22 protein-coding genes are annotated in these 23,152 nt (G+C 71.2%); 11 read left to right on the forward strand and 11 right to left on the reverse strand.

Annotated features, from left to right (window positions below):
- Nucleotides 1-200 precede the first annotated feature (200 nt).
- Nucleotides 201-989, forward strand: coding sequence for a S16 family serine protease (locus ABTX78_RS15860; protein ID WP_352207374.1), 789 nt, complete (start codon nucleotides 201-203; stop codon nucleotides 987-989).
- Here ABTX78_RS15860 and ABTX78_RS15865 read toward each other — a convergent pair.
- From ABTX78_RS15865 to ABTX78_RS15900, 8 genes are all read right to left on the reverse strand, one after another.
- On the reverse strand, nucleotides 919-2,286 hold the full coding sequence (locus tag ABTX78_RS15865) for an MFS transporter (protein WP_352207375.1): 1,368 nt from the start codon (nucleotides 2,284-2,286) through the stop codon (nucleotides 919-921). The two genes, ABTX78_RS15860 and ABTX78_RS15865, sit on opposite strands and share 71 nt — an antisense overlap.
- A gap of 110 nt (nucleotides 2,287-2,396) precedes the next feature.
- Nucleotides 2,397-2,579 carry a hypothetical protein gene (locus ABTX78_RS15870; RefSeq protein WP_352207376.1) on the reverse strand — a complete coding sequence of 61 codons (183 nt, stop codon included), beginning with the start codon at nucleotides 2,577-2,579 and terminating at the stop codon, nucleotides 2,397-2,399.
- 110 nt (nucleotides 2,580-2,689) lie between these two features.
- A complete protein-coding gene (locus ABTX78_RS15875) occupies nucleotides 2,690-3,274 on the reverse strand; it encodes an ArsR/SmtB family transcription factor (protein WP_352207377.1) in 585 nt (194 codons plus the stop codon).
- A gap of 177 nt (nucleotides 3,275-3,451) precedes the next feature.
- Nucleotides 3,452-4,417 (reverse strand): glycine betaine ABC transporter substrate-binding protein, encoded by a 966-nt coding sequence (locus tag ABTX78_RS15880; RefSeq protein WP_352207479.1) that lies wholly within the window; start codon nucleotides 4,415-4,417, stop codon nucleotides 3,452-3,454.
- A gap of 86 nt (nucleotides 4,418-4,503) precedes the next feature.
- Nucleotides 4,504-5,337: an ABC transporter permease gene (locus ABTX78_RS15885; RefSeq protein ID WP_352207378.1), complete on the reverse strand. Its 834-nt coding sequence runs from the start codon at nucleotides 5,335-5,337 to the stop codon at nucleotides 4,504-4,506.
- Nucleotides 5,334-6,551 carry a betaine/proline/choline family ABC transporter ATP-binding protein gene (locus ABTX78_RS15890; protein WP_352207379.1) on the reverse strand — a complete coding sequence of 406 codons (1,218 nt, stop codon included), beginning with the start codon at nucleotides 6,549-6,551 and terminating at the stop codon, nucleotides 5,334-5,336. Before ABTX78_RS15890 ends, ABTX78_RS15885 begins: the two co-directional genes overlap by 4 nt.
- Nucleotides 6,544-7,191 carry an ABC transporter permease gene (locus ABTX78_RS15895; protein WP_352207380.1) on the reverse strand — a complete coding sequence of 216 codons (648 nt, stop codon included), beginning with the start codon at nucleotides 7,189-7,191 and terminating at the stop codon, nucleotides 6,544-6,546. The genes ABTX78_RS15890 and ABTX78_RS15895 overlap by 8 nt, the downstream gene beginning before the upstream one ends.
- Before the next feature lie 11 nt (nucleotides 7,192-7,202).
- Nucleotides 7,203-7,679, reverse strand: coding sequence for an Lrp/AsnC family transcriptional regulator (locus ABTX78_RS15900; protein ID WP_352207381.1), 477 nt, complete (start codon nucleotides 7,677-7,679; stop codon nucleotides 7,203-7,205).
- 123 nt (nucleotides 7,680-7,802) lie between these two features.
- Between ABTX78_RS15900 and hppD the strand changes: the two genes are divergently transcribed.
- The 5 genes from hppD (at nucleotide 7,803) to ABTX78_RS15925 (ending at nucleotide 13,105) form a co-directional block, all read left to right on the forward strand.
- On the forward strand, nucleotides 7,803-8,945 hold the full coding sequence (hppD, locus tag ABTX78_RS15905; protein WP_352207382.1) for a 4-hydroxyphenylpyruvate dioxygenase: 1,143 nt from the start codon (nucleotides 7,803-7,805) through the stop codon (nucleotides 8,943-8,945).
- 138 nt (nucleotides 8,946-9,083) lie between these two features.
- Complete coding sequence (locus tag ABTX78_RS15910) at nucleotides 9,084-9,791, forward strand: response regulator transcription factor (protein ID WP_352207480.1); 708 nt, start codon at nucleotides 9,084-9,086, stop codon at nucleotides 9,789-9,791.
- Nucleotides 9,778-11,760, forward strand: a complete 1,983-nt coding sequence (locus tag ABTX78_RS15915) for a sensor histidine kinase (protein ID WP_352207383.1) — start codon at nucleotides 9,778-9,780, stop codon at nucleotides 11,758-11,760. Before ABTX78_RS15910 ends, ABTX78_RS15915 begins: the two co-directional genes overlap by 14 nt.
- A 124-nt stretch (nucleotides 11,761-11,884) precedes the next feature.
- Entirely contained in the window at nucleotides 11,885-12,292 is a 408-nt protein-coding gene (locus tag ABTX78_RS15920; RefSeq protein ID WP_352207384.1) for a hypothetical protein, read from the forward strand.
- A gap of 72 nt (nucleotides 12,293-12,364) precedes the next feature.
- Nucleotides 12,365-13,105, forward strand: coding sequence for a class F sortase (locus ABTX78_RS15925; RefSeq protein ID WP_352207385.1), 741 nt, complete (start codon nucleotides 12,365-12,367; stop codon nucleotides 13,103-13,105).
- Nucleotides 13,106-13,140: 35 nt separating this feature from the next.
- On the opposite strand, the gene ABTX78_RS15930 is transcribed toward ABTX78_RS15925, so the two are convergent.
- Nucleotides 13,141-14,943 carry a tetratricopeptide repeat protein gene (locus ABTX78_RS15930; RefSeq protein ID WP_352207386.1) on the reverse strand — a complete coding sequence of 601 codons (1,803 nt, stop codon included), beginning with the start codon at nucleotides 14,941-14,943 and terminating at the stop codon, nucleotides 13,141-13,143.
- A 108-nt stretch (nucleotides 14,944-15,051) separates the two neighbouring features.
- On the opposite strand from ABTX78_RS15930, the gene ABTX78_RS15935 reads away from it, so the two are divergent.
- Nucleotides 15,052-16,419: an FAD-binding oxidoreductase gene (locus ABTX78_RS15935; RefSeq protein WP_352207387.1), complete on the forward strand. Its 1,368-nt coding sequence runs from the start codon at nucleotides 15,052-15,054 to the stop codon at nucleotides 16,417-16,419.
- A 133-nt stretch (nucleotides 16,420-16,552) separates the two neighbouring features.
- The gene (locus ABTX78_RS15940; protein ID WP_352207388.1) at nucleotides 16,553-16,933 is read left to right on the forward strand and encodes a VOC family protein; all 381 of its coding nucleotides are present in this window, start codon (nucleotides 16,553-16,555) and stop codon (nucleotides 16,931-16,933) included.
- A 6-nt stretch (nucleotides 16,934-16,939) separates the two neighbouring features.
- Here ABTX78_RS15940 and ABTX78_RS15945 read toward each other — a convergent pair whose 3' ends face one another.
- Nucleotides 16,940-17,422, reverse strand: coding sequence for an SsgA family sporulation/cell division regulator (locus ABTX78_RS15945; RefSeq protein WP_352207389.1), 483 nt, complete (start codon nucleotides 17,420-17,422; stop codon nucleotides 16,940-16,942).
- A gap of 219 nt (nucleotides 17,423-17,641) precedes the next feature.
- Here ABTX78_RS15945 and ABTX78_RS15950 point away from each other — a divergent pair, with 219 nt between their 5' ends.
- Together ABTX78_RS15950 and ABTX78_RS15955 are read left to right on the forward strand one after the other, a co-directional pair.
- The gene (locus ABTX78_RS15950; RefSeq protein WP_352207390.1) at nucleotides 17,642-19,111 is read left to right on the forward strand and encodes an RDD family protein; all 1,470 of its coding nucleotides are present in this window, start codon (nucleotides 17,642-17,644) and stop codon (nucleotides 19,109-19,111) included.
- 85 nt (nucleotides 19,112-19,196) lie between these two features.
- On the forward strand, nucleotides 19,197-20,000 hold the full coding sequence (locus tag ABTX78_RS15955) for an RDD family protein (protein WP_352207391.1): 804 nt from the start codon (nucleotides 19,197-19,199) through the stop codon (nucleotides 19,998-20,000).
- On the opposite strand, the gene ABTX78_RS15960 is transcribed toward ABTX78_RS15955, so the two are convergent.
- Nucleotides 19,989-20,312, reverse strand: coding sequence for a hypothetical protein (locus tag ABTX78_RS15960; protein ID WP_352207392.1), 324 nt, complete (start codon nucleotides 20,310-20,312; stop codon nucleotides 19,989-19,991). The genes ABTX78_RS15955 and ABTX78_RS15960 overlap by 12 nt on opposite strands.
- Nucleotides 20,313-20,683: 371 nt before the next feature.
- On the opposite strand from ABTX78_RS15960, the gene ABTX78_RS15965 reads away from it, so the two are divergent.
- Nucleotides 20,684-23,101, forward strand: a complete 2,418-nt coding sequence (locus ABTX78_RS15965) for an immune inhibitor A domain-containing protein (RefSeq protein WP_352207393.1) — start codon at nucleotides 20,684-20,686, stop codon at nucleotides 23,099-23,101.
- Nucleotides 23,102-23,152 lie beyond the last annotated feature (51 nt).

Consider the following 23,152-nt stretch of genomic DNA (forward strand, 5'->3'; position numbering starts at 1 on the left):
TTGGTCCCGGGGCCGGTCCCGGTCCCGGCGCGATGAGCGAAGCGGGCGTACACGGGCGCTCACCGCGGCACCGGAACCGTCCGCGCGCTGCCGCGACAAGGGCGTAGCCCTACCCCGGCGCCGCACGGAACGGTCCGGTTCGGGCGCGGCGGTCCGGGTGCGCCCCGGAGCGGGGAAGCGCGCCCAGATACATTGGCGCCGTGCTCTCCAGTCTCACGCGTCACCGCGCTGTCCTCGTCTGCGCCCTGCCCGTCGTCGCGCTCCTCGCCGTCGCGGGCCTCGCGCCGCTGCCGTACGCCGTCGCGCAGCCCGGCTCCACCGCGAACGTGCTGGGGAGCGACAAGGGCAAGCCGGTCATCACCATCAGCGGGGCGCCCGTCCGCAAGACGTCCGGTGAGCTGCGGATGACGACCATCCTCGCGACCGGGCCATCAGCCGACGTCTTCCTCGGAGACGTCGTCGACAGCTGGTTCCGGACCGACCGGGCCGTCATGCCCCGGGACTCCGTCTATCCCGCGGGCAAGTCGGACAACGAGGTCGAGCGGCGCAATCTCGAGGACATGGTGAAGTCGCAGGACGCCGCCTCGCAGGCCGCGCTCCACTATCTCGGCGAGGACCCGGCGAAGGTGAAGGTCACACTGGAGCTCGCCGACATCGGCGGGCCCAGTGCCGGGCTGCTGTTCTCGCTCGGTGTCGTGGACAAGATCGACGGTGACGGCGCCGGTGGCGACCTCACCGGCGGACGCACCATCGCCGGTACGGGCACGATCACCGCGGACGGCAAGGTCGGCGCCGTCGGCGGGGTCTCGCTGAAGACGCAGGCGGCGCGGCGCGACGGTGCGACCGTCTTCCTCGTGCCGAAGGGGGAGTGCTCGGACGCTCAGGCCGAGCTGCCCAAGGGGCTGCGGCTGATCCCCGTCACGACTCTGAAGGGCACCGTGGAATCGCTTCGGGCTCTGAACAAGGGCGCGAAGGTCCCTTCCTGCTGACCTGTTCCGCCGGGCGGGGCTGCTCGGCCGGGCCTTGCCGGTCCGCAGGGGCTTGCCGGTCCACTGTGCGTTGCCGGTCCGCGGGCCGGGGTGCCTCGGGCGGTGGCGCGTCCATCTCCCGCCACGCCGGAAAGAGGGCCGGGGCCAGTGTGGCGAGGAAGTAGAGCGCGCCGAGCGTCAGCATCGCGGCCGGCAGGCCCGACCGCTCGACGACGAACCCCGCCGCCAGTCCGCCGAGCGGTGTCGTCAGCAGCACCCCGGCCGTGCTCACGCCCGCGACCCGGCTGCGCAGTTCGTCCGGCACGCGTTCGTACATGACCGTCGTCAGAATCGGGTTGAGCATGCCCGCCCCGAGTCCGCCGATCGCCATGGTCACGGCCAGCGGCACCGTACCGTCCACCAGGGCCGCCACCGCGAACCGTGGAAGTCCGCAGAGGAGGAACGCCGCGGTGAAGAGGGCCCGCCGGGGGAAGCGGTGGCCGATCGCCCCGTACAGCAGCGCGCCGAGCAGAGCGCAGCCCGCGAAGACGGCGACGAGCAGCCCGAGATGGCCCGGGCCGCCGAGGTTGTCCTTGGCGTGTACCGGCAGGAGCACCGAACTCCAGCCCTGGTCCAGCCCGTTGGTGAGCATCACCATCAGCATGACGGCCAGCAGCAGCCGGTGGCGGACGAGGAAGGCGCAGCCCTCGCGCAGTTCGCGGCGATAGGCCGCGAGCGAGACGGGGGCGGACGCCCTGCGGGGTTCGGCCGCGCCGAGTCCGCGGACACCCAGGGCGACGAGCAGGGCCGATACGCCGAAGGTCGCGGCGTCCAGCAGCAGGACGGCCTCGGCGTCGGTGAGCGCGATCAGTACCCCCGCGAGTGCGGCACCTGCCATGCGTGCGCCCCTCGACACGGCGTCGAAGAGGCTCGCGGCCCGGGACAGCGGGGTCCCGGCGGCCTTCGCGAGGTCGGGTACGAGGACGTAGCGCGAGGTCTCTCCGGGTGCGTGGAAGAGGCCGGTGAGGGCCATGAGCGCGCACAGCATCCAGAAGGCGAGCACGCCGGCGTAGTGCAGCAGCGGGATCGCCGCGACGGCGATGGCGCAGATCAGGTCGGAGGCGATGCTCACCCGTCGGCGGCCGATGCGGTCGATGACCGGCCCGCCGGTGAGGGCGGACACGACGACCGGCAGGGTGGCGCAGAAGGCGACCAGACCTGCCCTGGACGGGCTGCCCGTGGTCTCCAGCGCGAACCACGGGACGCCGATGAGGGTGAGTGAACTGCCCGCGATGGAAACGGCGTTGGCGGCCAGCACGGCGGCGAGCGGCCGACGCCCCGCGCCGCCCGTCCTCTCCTCACTGCCTCCGGGTCGCGGACGGCGATCTCCCTGGCTCGCGGCGGTCGTACGCGAGTCCCCCCGCCCCGTCACGCGATGCGCGCGGATCGCTGCGGAGCCCCCTGCACCAGCCGCAGACCGCATGCGACCAGCGTCCAGCCCAACCGGCTGCGCAGGGTTGCCGTCGCCTGGCCGGGCGTGAACGACGCGGCCTCGGCTTGCAGTTGGCGTGCACGGTCCTCGTGCAGGAGCCGATGTATCTCGGGATTCATGCCGGATGTCCCTTCGGGCGGTGGTGCGCGGAAAGGAGTGCGGGTCGGCGGTCAGTGCGGATCGCGCCGGTCAGGTCGTCGACCGCGGGAAGGAGTGCGGGGCCCCTCGGTCAGGTTGTCGACCGCGGGAAGGAGTGGAGGTGCATACGGACCTGCGCGACGTCCTCGGCCTCCGGGGCGGGCGTCAGATCGCGGTAGCTCTCGATGACCGCGTGCAGCTTCTCGTTGAGCTCTCTCGCCTGGGCGGGCGTGAGGCGGAGGGTGAAGTCGCTGAGGTCGGAGCTGCGGCGCCAGTCCTCCGGCCACTCCCGCGATGTGCCGAGCCAGGTGCCGACCTCCTCGGTGTGGTGGGTGGCGACCTCATGCATAAAGAGGTCGGCCGCCCCGCGCACCGCGGGATCGGGGTCGCTGTAGAGGGAGTCGTCGAACATCGTGCCCTCGGCCGCAGCCCGCCACCATCGCTCGCGGCCCTTGCCGCGTTCGGGGTCGTCCTCGACGAAGCCGTGAGCGGCGAGCTGGCGCAGGTGGTAGCTGGTCGAACCGCTCGACTCGCCCAGCCGCTCGGCCAGTTGGGAGGCAGTGGCGGGTCCGTCGTGGCGCAGTGTCTTGAGCAGGCGCATCCGCAGGGGATGGGCGAGACCGCGCAGGGATCGCGGATCGAGATGGCGGATCGCGCGGGGGTCGGGCTCGGTCATGGTTGCAAAGGTAGCTTTGCAACCAGATGCTTGCAAGCACTTCTTTGCAAAGAGTGCTTGGTACGTATCTGCCGCATCCATGGGCTCAGTCCGGCCCGCCGCGCGCCACCCCCGCCACCCTCGCCCGCCACCCCGTGCCCCCGTCGCGCCCACTCGGCCCCGCCCGGCCCCCACGCCCTACCCCTCCTTGATGAATCCCTCCTCGATCAGCCAGTCCTTCGCCACCTCGTGCGGGTCCTCGCCCTCCACGTCCACCTTGGCGTTCAGTTCCTGGGCGATCGCCGTCGTCAGCCGCGCGCTCAGGGGGTTCAGCAGGCCGGCGATCGCCGGCCACGCCTCGATCGTGGCGGTGTGGATCACGGGGGCGGCGTTGTAGTTGGGGAAGAAGCGCTTGTTGTCCTGGAGCGTGTCGAGGTTCAGCGACTTGATCCGGCCGTCCGTCGTGTACGCCTCGCCCAGCAGGCAGGAGTCGGACTTGGAGACCTGGGTGTAGATGATCCCGGCGTCCATCTTCCGGATGTTGCCCGCCGGGATCTTCATCCCGTACGCCCTCTCCATACCCAGCAGTCCGTCCTCGCGGGCCGCGAACTCGTTCTCCACGCACACCGTCACCGCCGACGGGTCCCTCTGCGACAGCGCGGCGACGTCCGACAGCGTCCTGAGCCGGTACGTGGCGTTGTTCTTCTTGCTGATCGCCAGCGTGTACGTGTTGTTGAGCCGGGACTGCGGCAGCCAGGTGACACCGGTCCGCCGGTCCTCGTCCCGCACCGCCTCCCACTGCTGCTGCGGATCGACGATGGGCTTCTCGTGGCCGAGATAGGTGATCCAGGCCGTGCCGGTGTAGTCGTACATCGCGTCCGCGTCGCCGTTGATGATCGCCTCGCGGGCGCTGATCGAGCCGGGCAGATTCGTCCGGTCCAGCACCTCGGCGCCGGCCGCCTTGAAGATCAGGCCGATCATCTGGCCCAGGACGATGTTCTCGCTGAAGTTCTTCGACGCGACCGTCAGGGACGCGCCCTTGAGCGGTTCGCCCCGGCCGACCGAACCCGGCACCACGTTGTCCACGAGCGGCGAGCCGCTCTTGAGGCCGCAGCCGGCGAGCACCAGGCCGAGGGCGACGGCGCCGGCCAGCGACGTCCGCAGAGACGGTCGTGTCCTCACGGATGCCCGGGTCGCCGGAGACGTCCTCGGCGTAACCCGTGTCGTGTGACGCCTGCGCGAAAACCGCATCAGCCCTCCAGTCCGCGCGGCGTCAGCATCAGTTCCGCCAGCGAGGCCAGCCAGTCCACCATCAGGGCCAGCGCCACCGTGAGCACCGATCCGATGATCAGGACCGGCATCCGCTGGGTCTGGATGCCCGAGGTGATCAGGTCGCCGAGGCCCCCGCCGCCGCCGAAGGTGGCCAGCGTCGCCGTGCCGACGTTGAGGACGAGCGCGGTGCGCACTCCGGCGAGGATCAGCGGTACGGCGAGCGGCAGTTCGACCTTCCGCAGCGTCCCCATCGCGGACATCCCGATCCCTCGCGACGCTTCCACCAGTTGCGGGTCGATCGCCTTCAGACCGGCCACCGTGTTGGACAGCACCGGCAGCACCGCGTAGATCACCATGCCGGTGATCGCGGTGGACGGGCCGATGCCGAGCCAGATGACCAGCAGCGCCAACAGGCCGATCGCCGGGGTCGCCTGGCCGATGTTGGCGACCGCGGTGACACCCGGCGCCACCCTGCTGAAACCGCGCCGGGTGAGCGCGATGCCGAGCGGGATGGCGATGATCAGCACCCAGAAGGTGGAGATCGCGGTCAACTGGATGTGCTGCCACAGCCGCAGCTGGACATTGCCGCCGGACAGCGAGTTCCGCGCGATCACGTCGAGGTGGACGCTGGAGACCCACAGCCAGGTCGCCAGCAGGACCAGGGCGACCACGGACGGCAGGAACACCAGCTGCTGCCAGGTGATACGCCGCCGGGGCGCGGCCGGCGGGGGAGCGGGCTCCTCCTCCTCGTCGCGGAACGCATGGCCCTTGACGTCGTGTTCGCCCGGCGGGCGCTCCGGAGCCGTACTCATCCGCCGCCCTCCAGCTCCTGTTCCGTGCGGTGGTGGCGCAGTTCCTCCAGATGGTGCTGGTGCTCGATGGCCGCCAGCCGGTCGGCCTCCAGCAGCTCCTGCACGGAGTTCATCAGCGTCTCCATGTCGACCACGCCGATGAACTCGCCGCGCCGCCCGGTCACCGCCACCCGCCCGCCGGAGTCGGTCAGTACGGCCTCCAGCGCGTCGTGCAGGGTCGCGTCCCGGGTCACCGTGTCGTGCACCAGCTGCCCCGCACGGGCCAGCGAGCCCTTGGCACGCATCAGGTCACCGCGTCGGAGCCACTTGTAGGGCCGCCCCCGCCGGTCCAGCATCAGCAGCTCGTTGTGCAGCTCGGTGCGGAGCCGGTTGAAGATGGACTGGAGCGGGTCGTTCACGGTCACGGTCGGGAAGTCCGCGATCTCGACGTCCCGTACACGGGTGAGGTTGAGCCTCTTGAGCGCCGCGCCCGCGCCCACGAATCCGGAGACGAAGTCGTCGGCAGGATTGGTGAGGATCGCCTCCGGGGTGTCGAACTGCGCGATGTGCGAGTGCTCGCGCAGCACCGCGATCCGGTCGCCGAGCTTGATCGCCTCGTCGAAGTCGTGGGTGACGAAGACGATCGTCTTGTGCAACTCGTGCTGGAGCCGGATCAGTTCGTCCTGGAGATGGTCGCGGGTGATCGGATCGACGGCGCCGAACGGCTCGTCCATCAGCAGGACCGGCGGATCCGCCGCGAGCGCCCGCGCGACGCCCACGCGCTGCTGCTGCCCGCCGGACAGCTGGCGCGGATAGCGGCCGTGGAACTCGCGCGGGTCGAGTCCGACCAGGTCGAGCATCTCCTCGACCCGGCCTCGCACCTTCGGCTTCGCCCAGCCGAGCATCTTCGGTACGAGCGCGATGTTCTCCGCGACCGTCATGTGCGGGAAGAGGCCGGAGGACTGGATCGCGTAGCCGATCGTGCGCCGCAGCTTCACCGGGTCCATGTCGGTGACGTCGTCGTCGCCGATCCTGATGCGCCCCGACGACGGCTCGATCAGCCGGTTGATCATCTTCAGGGTGGTCGACTTCCCGCAGCCCGAGGGGCCGACGAGGATCACCGTCTCGCCCGGCTTGATGTCCATCGAGACGTTGTCGACGGCCGGGTTCGGGTTGCCGGGGTAGCGCTTGCTCAGGTTCTCCAGCTGGATCCCCGCGCCGGATGTCTCAGTCACGGATCCCCCTGGAGATGGTCAGGCGCCCGATCAGGACGTACGCCGCGTCGAAGAGCAGCGCGAGGATGACGATGCCGATGGTGCCCGCGAGCACCTGGTTGATGGCGTTGGCACTGCCCAGCGAGGCGATGCCGCGGAAGATCTCGTTGCCGAGGCCCGGCCCCGAGGCGTACGCGGCGATGGCGGCGATTCCCATCAGCATCTGCGTGGAGACCCGGATGCCGGTGAGGATCGGCGGCCAGGCGAGCGGCAGCTCCACCCGCAGCAGCCGGGCGGTACGGGACATGCCGATGCCCTTGGCCGCGTCCACCAGCGACGGGTCGACGCCGCGCAGTCCCACGATGGAGTTCCGCACGATCGGCAGCAGCCCGTACAGCGTGAGGGCGATGACGGTGGGCGGCACGCCCAGGCCCACCAGCGGGATCAGCAGGCCGATGAGGGCGAGGGAGGGGATGGTCAGGAAGGTGGCCGTGGAGGTGATGGCGAGGTTGCCGCCCCAGGTGCTGCGGTAAGTCACGGCGCCGATCAGGATGCCCAGGACGGTGGCGACCACCATGCACTGGAAGACGGCGCTGACGTGCTGATAGGCGTCCGTGAGCAACTGCTGGTGCCGGGTGGCCACATACTCCCAGAAGCTCACGCGCGCTCCACTCAGCCTGGTTCGTCCTCCGCGGCCTGCTCCACCAGCGGGATGATCCGCAGCGGTACGGGGTTCTCCATGACGATCGCCGTGGAGGCCCGCACGATGCCATCAAAACCGACAACCCGGTCGATCACCCGTTGAAGATCGGCGTTGGACCGCGCCACCAGACGGCAGAGCATGTCGCCGTGCCCGGTGGTCGTGTGCAGCTCCAGCACCTCGGGAACACCCGTCAAATGGGCCCTGACGTCGGCGCCTTGGCCCTGCTTGATCTCCAGCGTCGCGAAGGCGGTGACGGGGTAGCCGAGGGCCGCGGGGTCGACGTCGGGACCCAGTCCGCGGATGACTCCATTCGACTGAAGACGGTCGAGCCGGGCCTGCACGGTGCCGCGGGCGACCCCCAGCCGTCGGGACGCCTCCAGCACGCCGATACGCGGCTCGCGGGCCAGCAGCACGATGAGCCGGCCGTCCAGATGATCGATCGCCATGGCGCACCCCCGGGATGGGCATCCTGTACAGAAAGCCCCCTCATACTGCTCTCGGGCTGTGCAGATTGACCAGGGGAATCACAAACTATTGCGCACCTTGTGGAACGGAGGGAGCCTGCGGTCATGACTGAGACCATCAAGCACCCGACCACCGCGCGCGAGGCCGACCCCTTCCCGGTCAAGGGAATGGACGCGGTCGTCTTCGCCGTCGGCAACGCCAAGCAGGCCGCCCACTACTACTCGACCGCCTTCGGCATGAAGGTCGTCGCCTACTCCGGTCCGGAGAACGGCAACCGCGAGACGGCGAGCTATGTGCTGGAGAACGGCGGGGCGCGCTTCGTCCTCACCTCCGTCATCAAGGCCTCGACCGAGTGGGGCGCGTTCCTGGCCGGTCATGTCGCCGAGCACGGCGACGGCGTCATCGACCTGGCCATCGAGGTGCCGGACGCCCGGGCCGCGTACGCGTACGCCACCGAGCACGGTGCCCGCGGCATCACCGAGCCCTACGAGATCAAGGACGAGCACGGCACGGTCGTCCTCGCCGCGATCGCGACGTACGGCAAGACCCGGCACACCCTGGTCGACCGCTCCGGCTACGACGGCCCCTACCTGCCGGGTTACGTGGCCACCGCCCCGATGGTCGAGCCGCCCGCCAAGCGCACCTTCCAGGCCATCGACCACTGCGTCGGCAACGTCGAACTCGGCAGAATGAACGAGTGGGTGGCCTTCTACAACAAGGTCATGGGCTTCACCAACATGAAGGAGTTCGTGGGCGACGACATCGCCACCGAGTACTCCGCGCTCATGTCGAAGGTCGTCGCCGACGGCACCCTGAAGGTGAAGTTCCCGATCAACGAGCCGGCGATCGCGAAGAAGAAGTCGCAGATCGACGAGTACCTCGAGTTCTACGGCGGCGCCGGCGTCCAGCACATCGCGCTCGCCACGAACGACATCGTCTCCTCGGTACGGACCATGCGGGCGGCCGGAGTCCAGTTCCTCGACACCCCCGACTCGTACTACGACACCCTCGGCGAGTGGGCCGGCGAGACCCGGGTGCCGGTCGAGACCCTGCGCGAGCTGAAGATCCTCGTCGACCGCGACGAGGACGGCTACCTGCTGCAGATCTTCACCAAGCCGGTCCAGGACCGGCCCACCGTCTTCTTCGAAATGATCGAGCGGCACGGCTCGATGGGCTTCGGCAAGGGCAACTTCAAGGCGCTCTTCGAGGCGATCGAGCGCGAGCAGGAGAAGCGCGGCAACCTCTGAGCCGACGGCGATCCCGGTACGGGATCCCCGATCCGGACCGTCCCGGTGCCGGACGGGCCTGCACAGCAGGCCTGTCCGGCACTTCGTGCCTCGGGACCGCGTCCGACTGCTTACGATCGCGGCGTGAGCGCACATGTCATGGTCGCCGAGGACGACGAGAAGCAGGCCGAACTGGTCCGCCGCTATCTGGAACGCGAGGGCCACACGGTCACGCTCGTACGCGACGGCCGCGCCGCCGTCGAGGAGATCCGCCGCAGAGCGCCCGACCTGCTCGTCCTCGACGTGATGATGCCGAAGACCGACGGCCTGGACGTACTGCGCATCCTGCGGGCGGAGACGTACGAACTGCCGGTGCTGATGCTCACCGCCCGCTCCACCGAGGACGATCTGCTGCTCGGCCTCGACCTCGGGGCCGACGACTACATGACCAAGCCCTACAGCCCGCGCGAACTGATGGCCCGGGTCCGTACGCTGCTGCGCCGGACCCGCCCGCCCGCCGCGCGCCCGGCGGCGGAGCCCGTCCTCGCGGTGGGCACCCTCGTCGTCGACCCGCACCGCCACGAGGTGAGCGTCGACGGCGAACGCGTCGAGTGCACCCCCGGAGAGTTCCGCATCCTCGCCGCGATGGCCGCCGAGCCGGGACGCGTCTTCACCCGGCAGCGGCTCCTGGAGGAACTGCACGGCTACGCCCGCTACATCGGCGACCGGACCGTCGACGTGCACATCATGAACCTGCGCAAGAAGATCGAGCCCGCCCCGCGGCGGCCCGCCCGCCTCCTGACCGTCTTCGGCGTCGGCTACAAGCTCGCGGACCCGGCGAAGAGTGCCGGCCGTGCGGTCTCGTAGCCGGGAGCGGCGTCCCGGCCGCAGCGGGCGGCGGCTGCCGTTGCGCAAGAGTCTGCTGGGCCGCCTGCTCGCCGTCTCCGCGCTGGTGGCCGCCTGTTCGGTGGCGGCGACCGCCTGGCTGGCCGTGCAGACCACCTCCGGTGCCATCAAGCAGGAGCAGGGCCAGAACCTCACCGACGACGCCCGGATCTACCACGCGCTGCTCGGCCGCGCGGCGACGCACGCCCAGTGGGACGGTGTCGAGCCGACCGTACGGGCACTGGCCCGGCAGTACGGCCGCCGTATCGCGCTGACCACACCGAGCCGCGCCCCCATCGCCGACTCCGCGACCGAACAGACGCCGCCGGCGTTGCCGCCCCAGCCCGCCGCCGTCGTCGACCCGCTCTCCGCGGACAGCGCCCTCACCCCCGCGACCGAGCAGAGCGGCGGCGACCCGGCGGACCGTATCGACCCGCGTGCGGTGGGACCGTTCCGGCTGCCCGCCGCCGAAGGGGCACAGCTGAAGAGGACCGCCGACCGGGTCGTCAGCTGCCTGCGCGAGTACGGACTGGCCTCGGACATCCTGCGAACTCCCAGCGGCCGCCCCCGTATCCAGGTCGTCGGCAACGACATCGACCGGATCGAGGGCACCCGCTGCCCGCTCGACGCACTCGACGAGCCCACCCCCAGCGAACGCACCGCGCTCGCCACCCTCGACAAACTGGCCGACGCCTGCCTCGACCGGCAGGGCCGCGCGGGCGTCCGGCTCGGCCTGGACCTGTCCTGGAAGCGCGACACCGAGGCACGGCCGGTTCCGCGGCAGGACGCGTCCCCCGGCGTACTGCCCGCCCCGAGCCGGCCCGTGCCGGCCGAGCCCGCCCCCGTCGTACGCGGCCAAGCGGGCAGCCTGGAGGACCGGGCCATCGCCTCCTGCGTGGGCACCGCCCGGCGCGAACAGCTCAGCTCCTACGTCTCCTCGCCCGCGCTGCTGTTCATCGGCGACTCCGACAGCACGACCGTCCCCGGCTTCGACCTCTCCCCGGCGAACACCGCACGCATCGCGGGCGCCGCCGCCCTCGTCCTCGCACTGACCGTCGGTGCCTCCCTGCTGGCCGCCACCCGCCTCGTACGGCCGCTGCACGCGCTGACCGGAGCCGCGCAGCGGATGAAGGACGGCGAGACGACGGCGCCGGTGGCGGTCACCGCGGACAACGAGATCGGGCGGCTGGCCGCGGCGTTCAACGACATGTCCGCCCACCGCGCCCGGCTGGAGACCCAGCGCCGGGCCATGGTCAGCGACGTCGCGCACGAACTGCGCACTCCGCTGAGCAACATCCGCGGCTGGCTGGAGGCGGCCGAGGACGGACTCGCCGACCCCGACCCGGCGTTCGTGTCCTCGCTGCTGGAGGAGGCGGTGCAGCTCCAGCACATCATCGACGACCTCCAGGACCTGGCGGAGGCGGACGCGGGCGCCTTGCGTCTGCACCTCGAACCGGTACGGATCGACGAACTCCTCGCCCAGGTCGCGGCCGCCCATCAGGCACGGGCGGAGACCGCCGGCGTCACGCTGAGCGTCTCGGTGCCCGAAGGCACGCCGGCGCCGGCCGCGGACCCGGTGCGGCTGCGGCAGGCCGTCGGCAATCTCGTCTCCAACGCCTTGCGGCACACCGGGCCCGGCGGCACCGTCGCCCTGCGCGCCCGGGCTTCGGACGGCGGGGACGAGGTGGCCGTGGAGGTCGCCGACACCGGCAGCGGCATCCCGGCGGACGACCTGCCGTACGTCTTCGACCGCTTCTGGCGCGCGGAGAAATCGCGCAGCCGGCGCACCGGCGGCAGCGGTCTCGGACTGGCGATCGTGCGCAAGCTGGCGGAAGGGCACGGCGGTTCGGCGGAGGCGGCCAGCACGGAGGGGCAGGGATCGGTGTTCACGCTCCGGCTCCCGGTGAGCCCCGGGGCGCCGGGCCGGCGGGAGGGTTCCCGGCAGCCCTGATACGCCCCTCACAGCGATCTGACAGCTTCCTCACAACTTCAGGACAGCCTGACGCCCATGCCCGGACGCCGCGTTGCGACGCCGTCCCGGCATCCCTGGTCCGAGCTGGAATGGAGCCATACTCATGTCCCACCGTCTGTCTCTGCGCGCCCTCGCCGTCGCCACCGCCGCGACCGCGGCAGTGATCGTCCCGGCCGGCGGCGCCTTCGCCGACTCGACCCCCGCCCCCGCCCTGCCGACCGCGGACCGCACCTCGCAGCCGGTACGCGAGGCGGCCCCCACCCCCGCCCCGGCGCAGGAGCGGTCCGGTCGTGTGCCGCGTGGTGGTGTCGACGCGGGTGACAAGCCCGCCCCGGCGCAGGAGCGGTCCGGTCGTCTGCCGCGCGGTGGTGTCGACGCGGGGGAGCGGCCCGCCGGCACCGGGAGCGGCAACAGCACCGCTCTCGCCGGATCGGCGGCCGGAGTCGCGTTGCTCGCGGGCGCCGGCGCCGTCGTGATCCGCCGTCGTGCGGCGGGCCGCCGCCACGGCTGACCCACCCCACCGCGGGGGCGGCCGCCAATCACGGCGCCGCCCCCGCGGACCCCTGCCGCCTCAGGAGTTCCGATGACCCCGCCGCACCGTCCCGGTCAGCACCCTCCCGGTCAGCACCCTCCCGGTCAGCACCGTCCCGGTCAGCACGCCTTCGAGCCGGGGCGGACCGGCGCGTCCCCCGCGCCCGCCCGTCCTCTTCTCGCCGTCCTCGCCGTCCTCGCCGTCCTCGGCGCCCTCGCCCTTCTCGCCGCCGTCACCGGCTGCTCCGCGGCGGCCGACGAGGCCCCGGCCACGGGCACACCGCGCGCCTCCGCGACAGCGACCGCCGACCCCGCCCGTCAGCACAAGGCCGACCCCGCCCGGAAGCGGAAAGCCGACCCCGTGGAGGTGAGCATCCCCTCGATCGGCGTGACCGGTCCGCTGATGCGGCTCGGCCTCAATCGGGACGGCACCGTCGAAGTCCCGCCCGCGGACCGGGGCATGACCGCGGGCTGGTACACCGGCGCGGCCGTACCGGGCGACAACGGGGCCGCCGTGATCATCGGCCACAACGACACCCGCCACGGCCGCGCCGTCTTCCACGACCTCCACACGATCGCCCGGGGCGCGGACATCGCGGTGCGCAACGCCGCGGGAGTGACCGTCCACTTCGCCGTCACCGCCACGGAGACGGTCGGCAAGCAGGCCTTTCCCACCGAACGGGTCTACGGCCGCACAGCGGGCCGTGAGCTGCGGCTGATCACCTGTGACGGGGCCTTCGACGCGCAGGGACACCCGGTCGACAACCTCATCGTCTACGCCACCCTCCGCTGACCCCGGCTCTCCGCCGGGCCGTTGTCCCGGGGCGGTCAGTCGCGCCCCGGCCGCGCGTTGCCGGAAGCACCGGACGCAGGCGGCTGGGCGTGCGAGTTCTGCCGCGGCGCGCTGCCGGCGGACTGCCCGGATGACTGCCGCGAGGGCGGTGCCTGCTGCCCGGCACCGGCGTCGCCCCGGTTCGTCCCCTGGCCCGTGCCGCCGGAGTACGTGCCCGAGGAGCCGGTGGCGGAGGCTCCCTCACCGGAGGCATCCGTGCCGGTCGACCCCGCACCGGAGGCATCCGTGCCGGATGACCCCGTGCCCGCCCCCGGTCCGTACCCCGCTCCGTCGCCGGACGGGCCCGCGTCGCCCGACCGGGGCCGCTCGGACGGCTCCGGCTTCGGCTTCACCGTGCCGCCGCCCGCGGCGCCGTCACCCTGCACGGACTCCGTGTCCCGCTCCTCCCCGGTCACCTTTCTGGGGCCGCCGTCCGGCAGTTCCCCGAGCGCGGCGAGAGCGTCCGTGGCGAGCGGCGCCAGCAGCGGCGAGAAGTGCGGATTGATCCGCAGCGCCTCCGCGAGGTGCCGGCGGGCCGGACCCGACAAGCCGAGTTCCCGCTCGATCTCCCCCCGGTGGTAGGCGAACTGCGGGCTGCGCAGGCCCGCGTCCGTCGCCCTCCTCGCGTACGGCAGCGCCTCCTTCGCCCGGCCCGCCTTGAACAGCGCCCAGCCCAGCGCGTCCGCGACCTGGATGCTGCGGTGCTTGCGGTTCCACTCGCTCCGGAGCCTGCGCACGGCGGCCTCGGGGTCGCCGTGGTCCGCCTCGTACTGCCCGAGGACCAGTTCCTCGTTCACGCCGTTCTCGCCCGCTTTCGCGGCCGAGGTGCGCATCAGCTCGTACTGCGACTGGGCATCCCCGCTCAGCCCGAGCGACTCGTACAACTCGCCCGCCTCCAGGGCGTACTGCGGCAGCGGAAGCTCCTCCAGGGCCGCCTGGTAGTCGCGGAAGGCGTCGTCATTACGGCCCAGTGCCGCCAGCGCGCGGGCCCGCGACGCCAGGGCCGGGTGGTGGTCCGGCGCGAGTCTCAGCGCACGGTCGTAGGCCTCGACGGCCTCCTGCGGCTCCCCCCGCTCCCAGGCCAGATCGCCCAGCTGCTGGAGCGCGACCGCCTTCTCCGCGCGGTTCGAGGCGCTGCCCACGGCGTCGTACGCGGCGGCCGCCGCGTCCTCGCGCCAGCCGCGGTTGCGGTAGACGCCCGCGGCCAACCCCAGCGCCTGCGGCCCCGTGTGCAGCGACGTCAGGGTGTCCATCGCCTTGATGGCGGCCTTGTAGTCGCCGAGCCCGTTGCAGGCCTCGATCAGCGCCGGGTACGCCGTCCACTGCTTCGGCCGCTGCTTGACCGCGCGCTCGGCCAGGACGCGGGCGGTGACGAAGTCCTGCCGTGCGACAGCCAGCGTGGCGAGGCCGACGAGGGCCTCGGTGTTGCCCTCCTCCGCCGGCATCACCTCCAGCGACCTGCGCAGGGCGTTCTCCGCCTTCGGGAACGCGGCCCAGTCGGCGAGACGCGTGCCCCGCTGCACATACGCCGACCCGAGCAGCGCCCACGACTCCCCGTCCCGGGGGTGCACCTGGAGCCGGCGCTCCCGCTCGGCGATCAGAGCGGTCAGATCGTCGAGGGCGGCCGGAATGCCCGTCGCCGTGGCGGCCGGCCCCCGGCTGCCGGGGCTGCCGGGGCTGCCGGGCGCCGGGCGGGGGCTCAGCTCGTCACGGCCGGGAACCAGCACGACCACCCCGGTGACCAGCGTGGCGGCGACCAGGGTGCTGATCGCGGCGGTCTTCAGATGTTCGCTCCTCATGGCGCTCACTGTGCGTCAGCGAGCAGTAAATACGAAGAACACACCCGGCCCTGTGAACCGGAACGCAGACGGGTTCACACCGATGGCCCCCGGTGCGACGCTGTTTCCATGGACGATCTTCTCGAACGGCTGCGTTCCGGCCTGCCCGCCGACGCCCTCCTCACCGACCCGGATGTGACGGCCTCGTACGGACACGACATGGCGAGCTTCTGCGAGGCGGGCACACCCGCCGTCGTGGTCCTCCCGCGCACGGTGGAGCAGGTGCAGCACGTCATGCGCACCGCGACCGACCTGCGCGTCCCGGTCGTCCCGCAGGGCGCCCGCACCGGACTGTCCGGCGCAGCGAATGCCTCGGACGGGTGCATCGTGCTCTCGCTCACGAAGATGGACCGGATCCTGGAGATCAGTCCGGTCGACCGGATCGCCGTCGTCGAGCCCGGGGTCGTCAACGCCGTGCTCTCCCGCGCGGTCAACGAACACGGGCTCTACTACCCGCCGGACCCCTCCAGCTGGGAGATGTGCACGATCGGCGGGAACATCGGTACCGCCTCCGGCGGGCTGTGCTGCGTCAAGTACGGGGTGACCGCGGAGTACGTGCTCGGCCTGGACGTCGTCCTCGCCGACGGCCGGCTGCTGACCACCGGCCGCCGCACCGCCAAGGGCGTCGCGGGCTACGACCTCACCCGGCTCTTCGTCGGCTCCGAGGGCAGCCTCGGCATCGTTGTCAGAGCGGTGCTGGCCCTCAGGCCGCAGCCGCCCGCCCAGCTGGTGCTGGCGGCGGAGTTCGACTCGGCGGCCGCTGCCTGCGACGCGGTCTGCGCGATCATGGAGCGCGGCCACACGCCGTCGCTGCTGGAGCTCATGGACCGCACGACGCTGCGTGCCGTCAACGCCATGGCGAACATGGGACTGCCCGAGACGACCGAGGCCCTGCTGCTGGCCGCCTTCGACACCCCGGAGCCGGGCGCCGACCTCGCCGCCGTCGGCGCGCTGTGCGAGGCCGCGGGCGCCACTGAGGTCGTCCCGGCCGACACGGTCGCCGAGTCGGAACTCCTCCTCCAGGCCCGCAGGCTGTCCCTCACCGCGCTGGAGACCGTGAAGACGGCGACGATGATCGACGACGTCTGCGTACCGCGCTCCAAGCTCGGCGCGATGCTGGAGGGTACGGCCGGCATCGCCGAGAAGTACGACCTCACCATCGGCGTCTGCGCCCACGCGGGAGACGGCAACACCCACCCGGTCGTCTGCTTCGACCACACCGACGCCGACGAGTCCCGACGGGCCCGCGAATCGTTCGACGAGATCATGGCGCTCGGCCTCGAACTCGGCGGCACGATCACCGGCGAGCACGGCGTCGGCGTGCTGAAGAAGGAGTGGCTCGCGCGCGAACTCGGGCCGGTGGGAGTGGAGTTGCAGCGCGGGATCAAGGCCACCTTCGACCCGCTCGGCATCCTCAACCCCGGCAAGCTCTTCTGAGACCCGGGACCTGGGCCCAAGGTCTGCCGGGCGGTCGGACCGATGGCCGATGCCCGGACGTCCCCGTCCTCCTAGCCTGGAGACATCGGCCCGGCGGTCCGGCCGCCGGGAAAACGCCCAGGAGGAGGCAGCCGTGCCCGCACGCCTCGACCACACCATCGTCCATGCCCGCGACCGCTTCGCCGCCGCCCGCTTTCTCACCGAACTCATCGACGAACCCGAGCCGAAGGCTTTCGGCCCCTTCGCGAGCGTCGCCCTCAGCGGCGGGGTCACCCTCGACTACTACGACCAGCACGGGGACGCGGAGATCGTCTCCCAGCACCTGGCGTTCCTCGTCTCCGAGGGGGAGTTCGACGCGATCTTCGCTCGGATCACGGAGCGGGAACTGCCGTACTGGGCCGACCCGGCGCACGCCGAGCCGCAGCGGATCAACCACCTGTTCGGTGGCCGCGGGGTGTACATCGACGACCCCGACGGCCACTCCATCGAGTTCATCACCCATACCTACGTCTGATCCCTCTCACGCATGGGCGTCGCCTTCCTGCGACTCGTCCGACGGCCAGGGGCCGCTCAGCCACAGATCGTCGGCCGGGGTGGGCGCCAGCAGCTCGGCGAGACCGTCGTCGATGCCCAGCCGCTCGGACTCGGAGCCCGGCGGAACCACCCGCAGCGTCCGCTCCAGCCAGGCCGACACCACCGTCGCCACCGCCTCCAGCAGCGCGTCTCCGTCGGGCGAACTGAGCGCCATCAGCACGACGTTTCTGCCGTCGACCTTGGTCGGCCAGACCCGCACATCACCGTGGCCGCACGGCCGGAACACCCCTTCCACCAGCAGCTCCCGGGCGAAGGTCCACTTGACCGGACTTTCGGAGCCGACGTGGAAGGTGACGTGCACGGCGTACGGATCGTCCGTGCGATAGGTCAGCCGGGCGGGAACGGGGACGCTCCGCTCGGGCGACAGAACGAGTTTCAGCTCCAGTTCGCGTTCCACCACTGAGTGCATGACAGTGCCCTTCCCTTCGGGTGCGAGGCCCGTGGGCGGGCCCTGCAAGGAGAGAGCGCGATCCCCGCCGGCTATGACGCGGGTTCGGGGAACAACTTTCTGTGATCGGACGGTGACCGGAAAGTGGTCGTTACGCCGGGACCGGCCCGGGGACACTCAAGGGTCTGATAGATGTAAAGCCTTGAATTGAGGCTCTCGAGGAGATACGGGACCACGGTGATGAGCGCCCCCACCCCGGCCACCGGCGACGGAAGTCCGACGCCTGGCTACTACCCGGATCCGTCCATCCCCGGATACGTCCGGTACTGGAACGGCGCTGCCTGGGTGCCCGGCACGAGCCGGCCCGCTCCGAACGCCGGTGAGGCGATGGACTCCGGGCCCGGCCAGGCAGCCCCCGAACCGACCCCGGCGGCCCGGGTCGAGGAAACCGGCCCGCACTTCTTCGACGAGGAGCCGTCCGACCTGCCCTCCCGCCCGGAACCCGCGACCGCCTGGGCCGCCGACAGCTCCCGGCAGACCGGTTTCGGCGGCGACCGCGACAACCGGGTCTCGTGGGGCGGCCCCCAGGACCCGCTCACCCCGGCCGCCCAGGGCGGCCCTGCGACGGGCGCTCCCGCCGACCCCCGGCTTCCGTCCCAGACCGGCGACCCCCGGCCTCCGTCCCAGGCCGGCGACCCGCGGCTCCCGTCCCAGGCCGGCGACCCGACCGGCGGCGCGCTCCCGGGCGTACGGTCCCTCGGCGGGGACGACGCCGGTGAGCCCCGGACGGACGACACCGCCGCCATCCGTGCGATGCGGTCCCGTCAGGGAGCCCCCGCCGACGCCGGCACCGCCGGTCCTGCGGCGGCGCACGGCTCGCAGACCCAGCCCCCGGTCGACCACACCGTGACGATCCGCGCCCTGCGGGCCGCCGCCGCGGCCGCGGGACGGACCGACGAAGGTCTCAGCGTCCGGTCCATGACCCCCGGCGCCTCCGCCCCCTCCCAGCCGCAGGCACCCGCGCAGCCCCAGCCGCCGGAGGTGCCGCAGCAGCAGGGACCCGAGCGGGCCGGCCACGCCCCCATGACCGACGGCCCCGGCGGCGGCTCGGCCTCCTGGGCGCAGCAGGTCCACCGACTCGCCCGCGATACCGACAACGACCCGCCCGTCACTCCCTGGAAGCCGCCGGTCAACGACCCCTTCCTCGCGGCGGCCCAGGCGCAGGCCGCGGCCCGCCCGGCCTCGCTGGGCAAGCGGTTCGCCGCCCGGCTGATCGACACCGTGCTGTTCGGCGCGGTCCTCGGAGCCGTGGCCGTACCGGTCGGCTCGCAGGCGCTCGCGCACATCAACGACAAGGTCGACGCGGCGAAGCAGTCCGGCGAGACGGTGACCGTCTGGCTCATCGACGGCACCACCTCCGTCCATTTCGGGATCATCCTGGGCGCCCTGCTGGTGTTCGGCGTGCTGTACGAGGCGTTGCCGACGGCGAAGTGGGGCCGCACGCTGGGCAAGAAGCTCTGCGGTCTGTCGGTCATGGACATCGAGTCCCACGAGCCGCCGTCGTTCGGTGCCGCGCTGCGCCGCTGGCTCGTCTACGGCGTGCTCGGTGTCGTCGCCGTCGGCGTGGTCAACGTCCTGTGGTGTCTGTTCGACCGGCCGTGGCGGCAGTGCTGGCACGACAAGGCGGCGCACACCTTCGTGACCGGCTGACCCGTCCGGACCGGCGCGCGCGGGGGGTCCCCCGAACGGCATGCGAGCCGTTGCGGGCGCCCGCCCGACGCGGTGCACTGCCCCCATGAGCAACGACGCGCCGACGCCGGGCCAGCCGCCCGAGGACGACCCTTTCCTCAAGAAGCCGCAGGACCCCACGCCGCCGTCGGCGGGCGGTCCGCAGGATCCTCAGGGGCCGCCGCCCGGCTCCGGACAGGGGCCGCCGCCGGGGTCCGGGCAGGGGCCGCCGCCGGGTTCGCCGTACGGCGGGCAGGGCGGTGACCCGTACGGAAGCGGGCGCCCCGGCGCGGGCGATCCCTACGGAGGCGGCGGGGCCGGCGGGCCGTACGGCGGTGGTCCGGGCGGTCCCTACGGCAGTGGGCCCGGTGGCCCCTACGGCGGCGTCGACCCTCTCGCCGGGATGCCGCCGCTCGCGGAGTTCGGCCGGCGGTTCCTCGCCCGGGTCATCGACGCGCTGATCGTGTTCATCCCGCTGTTCCTGCTGTCGTTGATCTTCGGCGGCTGGGGCGTCGACGCGGACGGCGACACCTGGGACGACATCGCGGGCGATCTGAACACGGGCAGGCAGTGGCTGTGGTCGCTGATCTCGCTGGTCGCCTACGTCGGCTACGACACCCTCATGGTGAAGAGGAGCGGCCAGACCGTCGGCAAGCGGCTGATGAAGCTGCGGGTCGCGATGCTCAACGACGGGAGTGTGCCGGACACCAGCTCGTCGCTGCTGCGGGCCGTGGTGCTGTGGGTGCCGGCGCTGGTCTGCTGCTTCTGTGTCTGGTGGCTCGTCATCATCATCACGATCCTGACCGACAAGCCCTATAAACAGGGCCTGCACGACAAGGCCGGCAAGACCGTGGTGGTGTCAGCGGCGTAGCGAGTGCTCGCCCACCCTGGCCTCGGCACCGACGCGGGGGCGGGGTCCGGGCACCCGGTCGGTGAGGCCGTCGGAGGAAGCCGCGGCATGTTTCACACGGGCGGTGCGCGCGGCCTGAGCGGCCCTCGCCGCCTGCGCGGCCCGGCTCATCGGCAGGGCCACCGCGACCAGCAGTCCGAGCGCCATGGACGCGACGCCGATGGCGGCGACGCCGACGGGGTGGGCGGTACGCGTCAGCAACAGCAGCGCGAGGGTCGAGAAGACGACGGTGGCCGAACCGTAGGCGAGCTGTGCGGCAGTCGGACGCGGCATGACGGTATCCGTCCTCGGGACGTCGGGGGCTGGCTCTCAACGCGGTCGCACTGACAGGTGACTGTACGGCGATGGATGCCCGGCGGGATCGGGTGGTAAGCGTGACCTAACCCACGGTGCTGGTGCATCGGGGGCGCACGGAGTCATTCGATGCATCAAGTGGCTGGATGCGTGCGCCCGTTGGCCGGTCTTCGACTCGTCCGGATACCGGAACTGTGCTCCTGCATAGTGCAGTTGGTCTGTTCAAGTCAAGGTCTGTCTTTTCTCCGGCAACTCCGGTCGAATGTCGTCACTTGTGACGCGTGTACCGCGCCCGGACGACCCCACATGAGTCCGGCGGCGAACGGTAGCGCGGGGGAGGACAACTTCAAGTGACCATCAAGCGACGGACGATCAGAACGTCCGCGGTGCTCGTGGCTCTGGCGGCCACGGCCGCCTCGGCCTCGGCGTTCACCAGCGCACAGGCCGAGGACCAGGGCTCCACAGCGCCCGCGAGCATCGAGCGCCGTGACCCGGCGCCGCAGAAGGGCCACGTCGAGCACGACCTCGACGGACCCTTCAGCAAGCAGCAGGAGCAGCAGCGCGAAGCCGCTCTGGAGCAGGTCCTGTCCGGTGACGCGACCGTGCAGAAGCGCGGCGGCTCGCAGGTCGTGAAGCTCGGCGACAAGAAGTACGTCGAGCTCGGCCGGGAGAAGACGGACAAGATCTTCACGATCCTGGTGGAGTTCGGCGACAAGGTCGACGACACCACGATGTTCGACCCCGACGGTCCGGAGGGACCCGAGGCGCCGGTGAAGAAGTACGGCGGTCAGCCGGGCCCCCTGCACAACAAGATAGCCAAGCCCGACCCCAAGCTGGACAATTCCACGGCCTGGCAGGCGGACTACAACCGGAAGCACTTCCAGGACCTCTACTTCGGCACCGGCAAGGACGAGAACGGTCAGCAGAAGGAGTCCCTGAAGACCTACTACGAGAAGACCTCGTCGGGCCGTTACTCGGTCGAGGGCGGCGTCTCCGACTGGGTCAAGGTCGACTACAACGAGGCCCGCTACGGCTCCAACTACTGCGGCGACTCCAACTGCGCCAACGTCTGGGACACGGTCCGCGACGGCGTCACCGCCTGGGTCGCCGACCAGAAGGCCAAGGGCCGTACCGACGCGCAGATCAAGGCGGACCTGTCCGGCTACGACCAGTGGGACCGGTACGACTTCGACAACGACGGCAACTTCAACGAGGCCGACGGCTACATCGACCACTTCCAGATCGTGCACGCCGGTGAGGACGAGTCCGCGGGCGGCGGCGCCCAGGGCCCCGACGCCCTGTGGGCGCACCGCTGGTACGCGTACGGCACCGACGCGGGCAAGACCGGCCCGGCGAACAACCGGTCCGGCGGCACCCAGGTGGGCAACACCAATATCTGGGTCGGCGACTACACCATGCAGCCCGAGAACGGCGGCCTCGGTGTCTTCGCCCACGAGTACGGTCACGACCTCGGTCTGCCCGACCACTACGACACCTCGGGCAAGGGCGAGAACTCGACCGGCTACTGGACCCTGATGTCGGCCGGCTCCTGGCTCGGCACCGGCAAGGACTCCATCGGCGACCTGCCCGGCGACATGACCGCCTGGGACAAGCTCCAGCTCGGCTGGCTCAACTACACCAAGGGCAAGGCCGCGAAGAAGTCCACCCACACCCTGGGTGTCTCGGCCTACAACACCAAGCGGCCGCAGGCGCTCGTCGTCGAACTGCCGAAGAAGCCCGTCACCACCACCGTCGTGAAGCCCGCCGAGGGCTCCAAGCAGTGGTGGAGCGACATGGGTGACGACCTCAAGAACACCCTGTCCCGCCCGGTGGACCTGACCGGCAAGTCCAAGGCTTCGCTGGAGCTTTCGGGCTGGTGGGACATCGAGACCGGTTACGACTACCTCTACGCCGAGGTGTCGACGGACGGCGGCGCCAACTGGACGCCGGTGGACGGCACCGCCGACGGCAAGGCAGTTCCGCGTGACGCGGGCGACAAGCCGGCGCTGACCGGAGCCTCGGGCGCGTACAAGAAGCTCGTCTACCCGCTCGACGCGTACGCCGGCAAGAAGATCGACGTCCGCTTCCGTTACCAGACGGACGGCGGCGCGGGCGGCAAGGGCTTCGCGGCCGACGCCATCACGGTCAAGGCGGACGGCACGGCGCTGTTCACGGACAATGCCGAGGGCGACGACGCGGGCTGGACCTCGAAGGGCTTCTCCCGCATCGCCGAGTCCTTCACCAAGCAGTACGAGCAGTACTACCTGGCCGAGAACCGCCAGTACGTGTCGTACGACAAGACCCTCGAGGTCGGCCCGTACAACTTCGGGTTCAAGGCTCCGAAGGACGGATGGGTCGAGCACTACCCGTACCAGAACGGCCTGCTGATCTGGCTCTGGGACACCTCCCAGAAGGACAACAACACCAGCGCCCACCCGGGCCAGGGTCTCGTCCTGCCGGTCGACGCGCACGCCAAGCCGCTGAAGTGGGCCAACGGCACGCTGATGCGGAACAAGATCCAGACGTTCGACTCGACCTTCGGCCTGCGGCCGACCGACGCGTTCACGCTGCACAACGCGGACGTCGCCCAGCGGATCAAGGCGCAGAAGGGCACCTCGGTCTTCGACGACCGCGAGGGCGTCTACTGGTACCCCGAGAACCCGACGGCGAGTGTCAAGGTAACTGACACCAACACCAAGATCTCCATCGTGAGTGAGCCCAAGAGCGGTGAGTCGATCACCGTGAAGGTTGGTCCGTCGACCAAGTAAAAGGTATCGCCGCAGGTCAAAGCATGATCGGCCGTCGCCCTCTAGCGGGCG

This window comes from Streptomyces sp. NPDC096193 (assembly GCF_040302905.1).
Classification (GTDB): domain Bacteria; phylum Actinomycetota; class Actinomycetes; order Streptomycetales; family Streptomycetaceae; genus Streptomyces.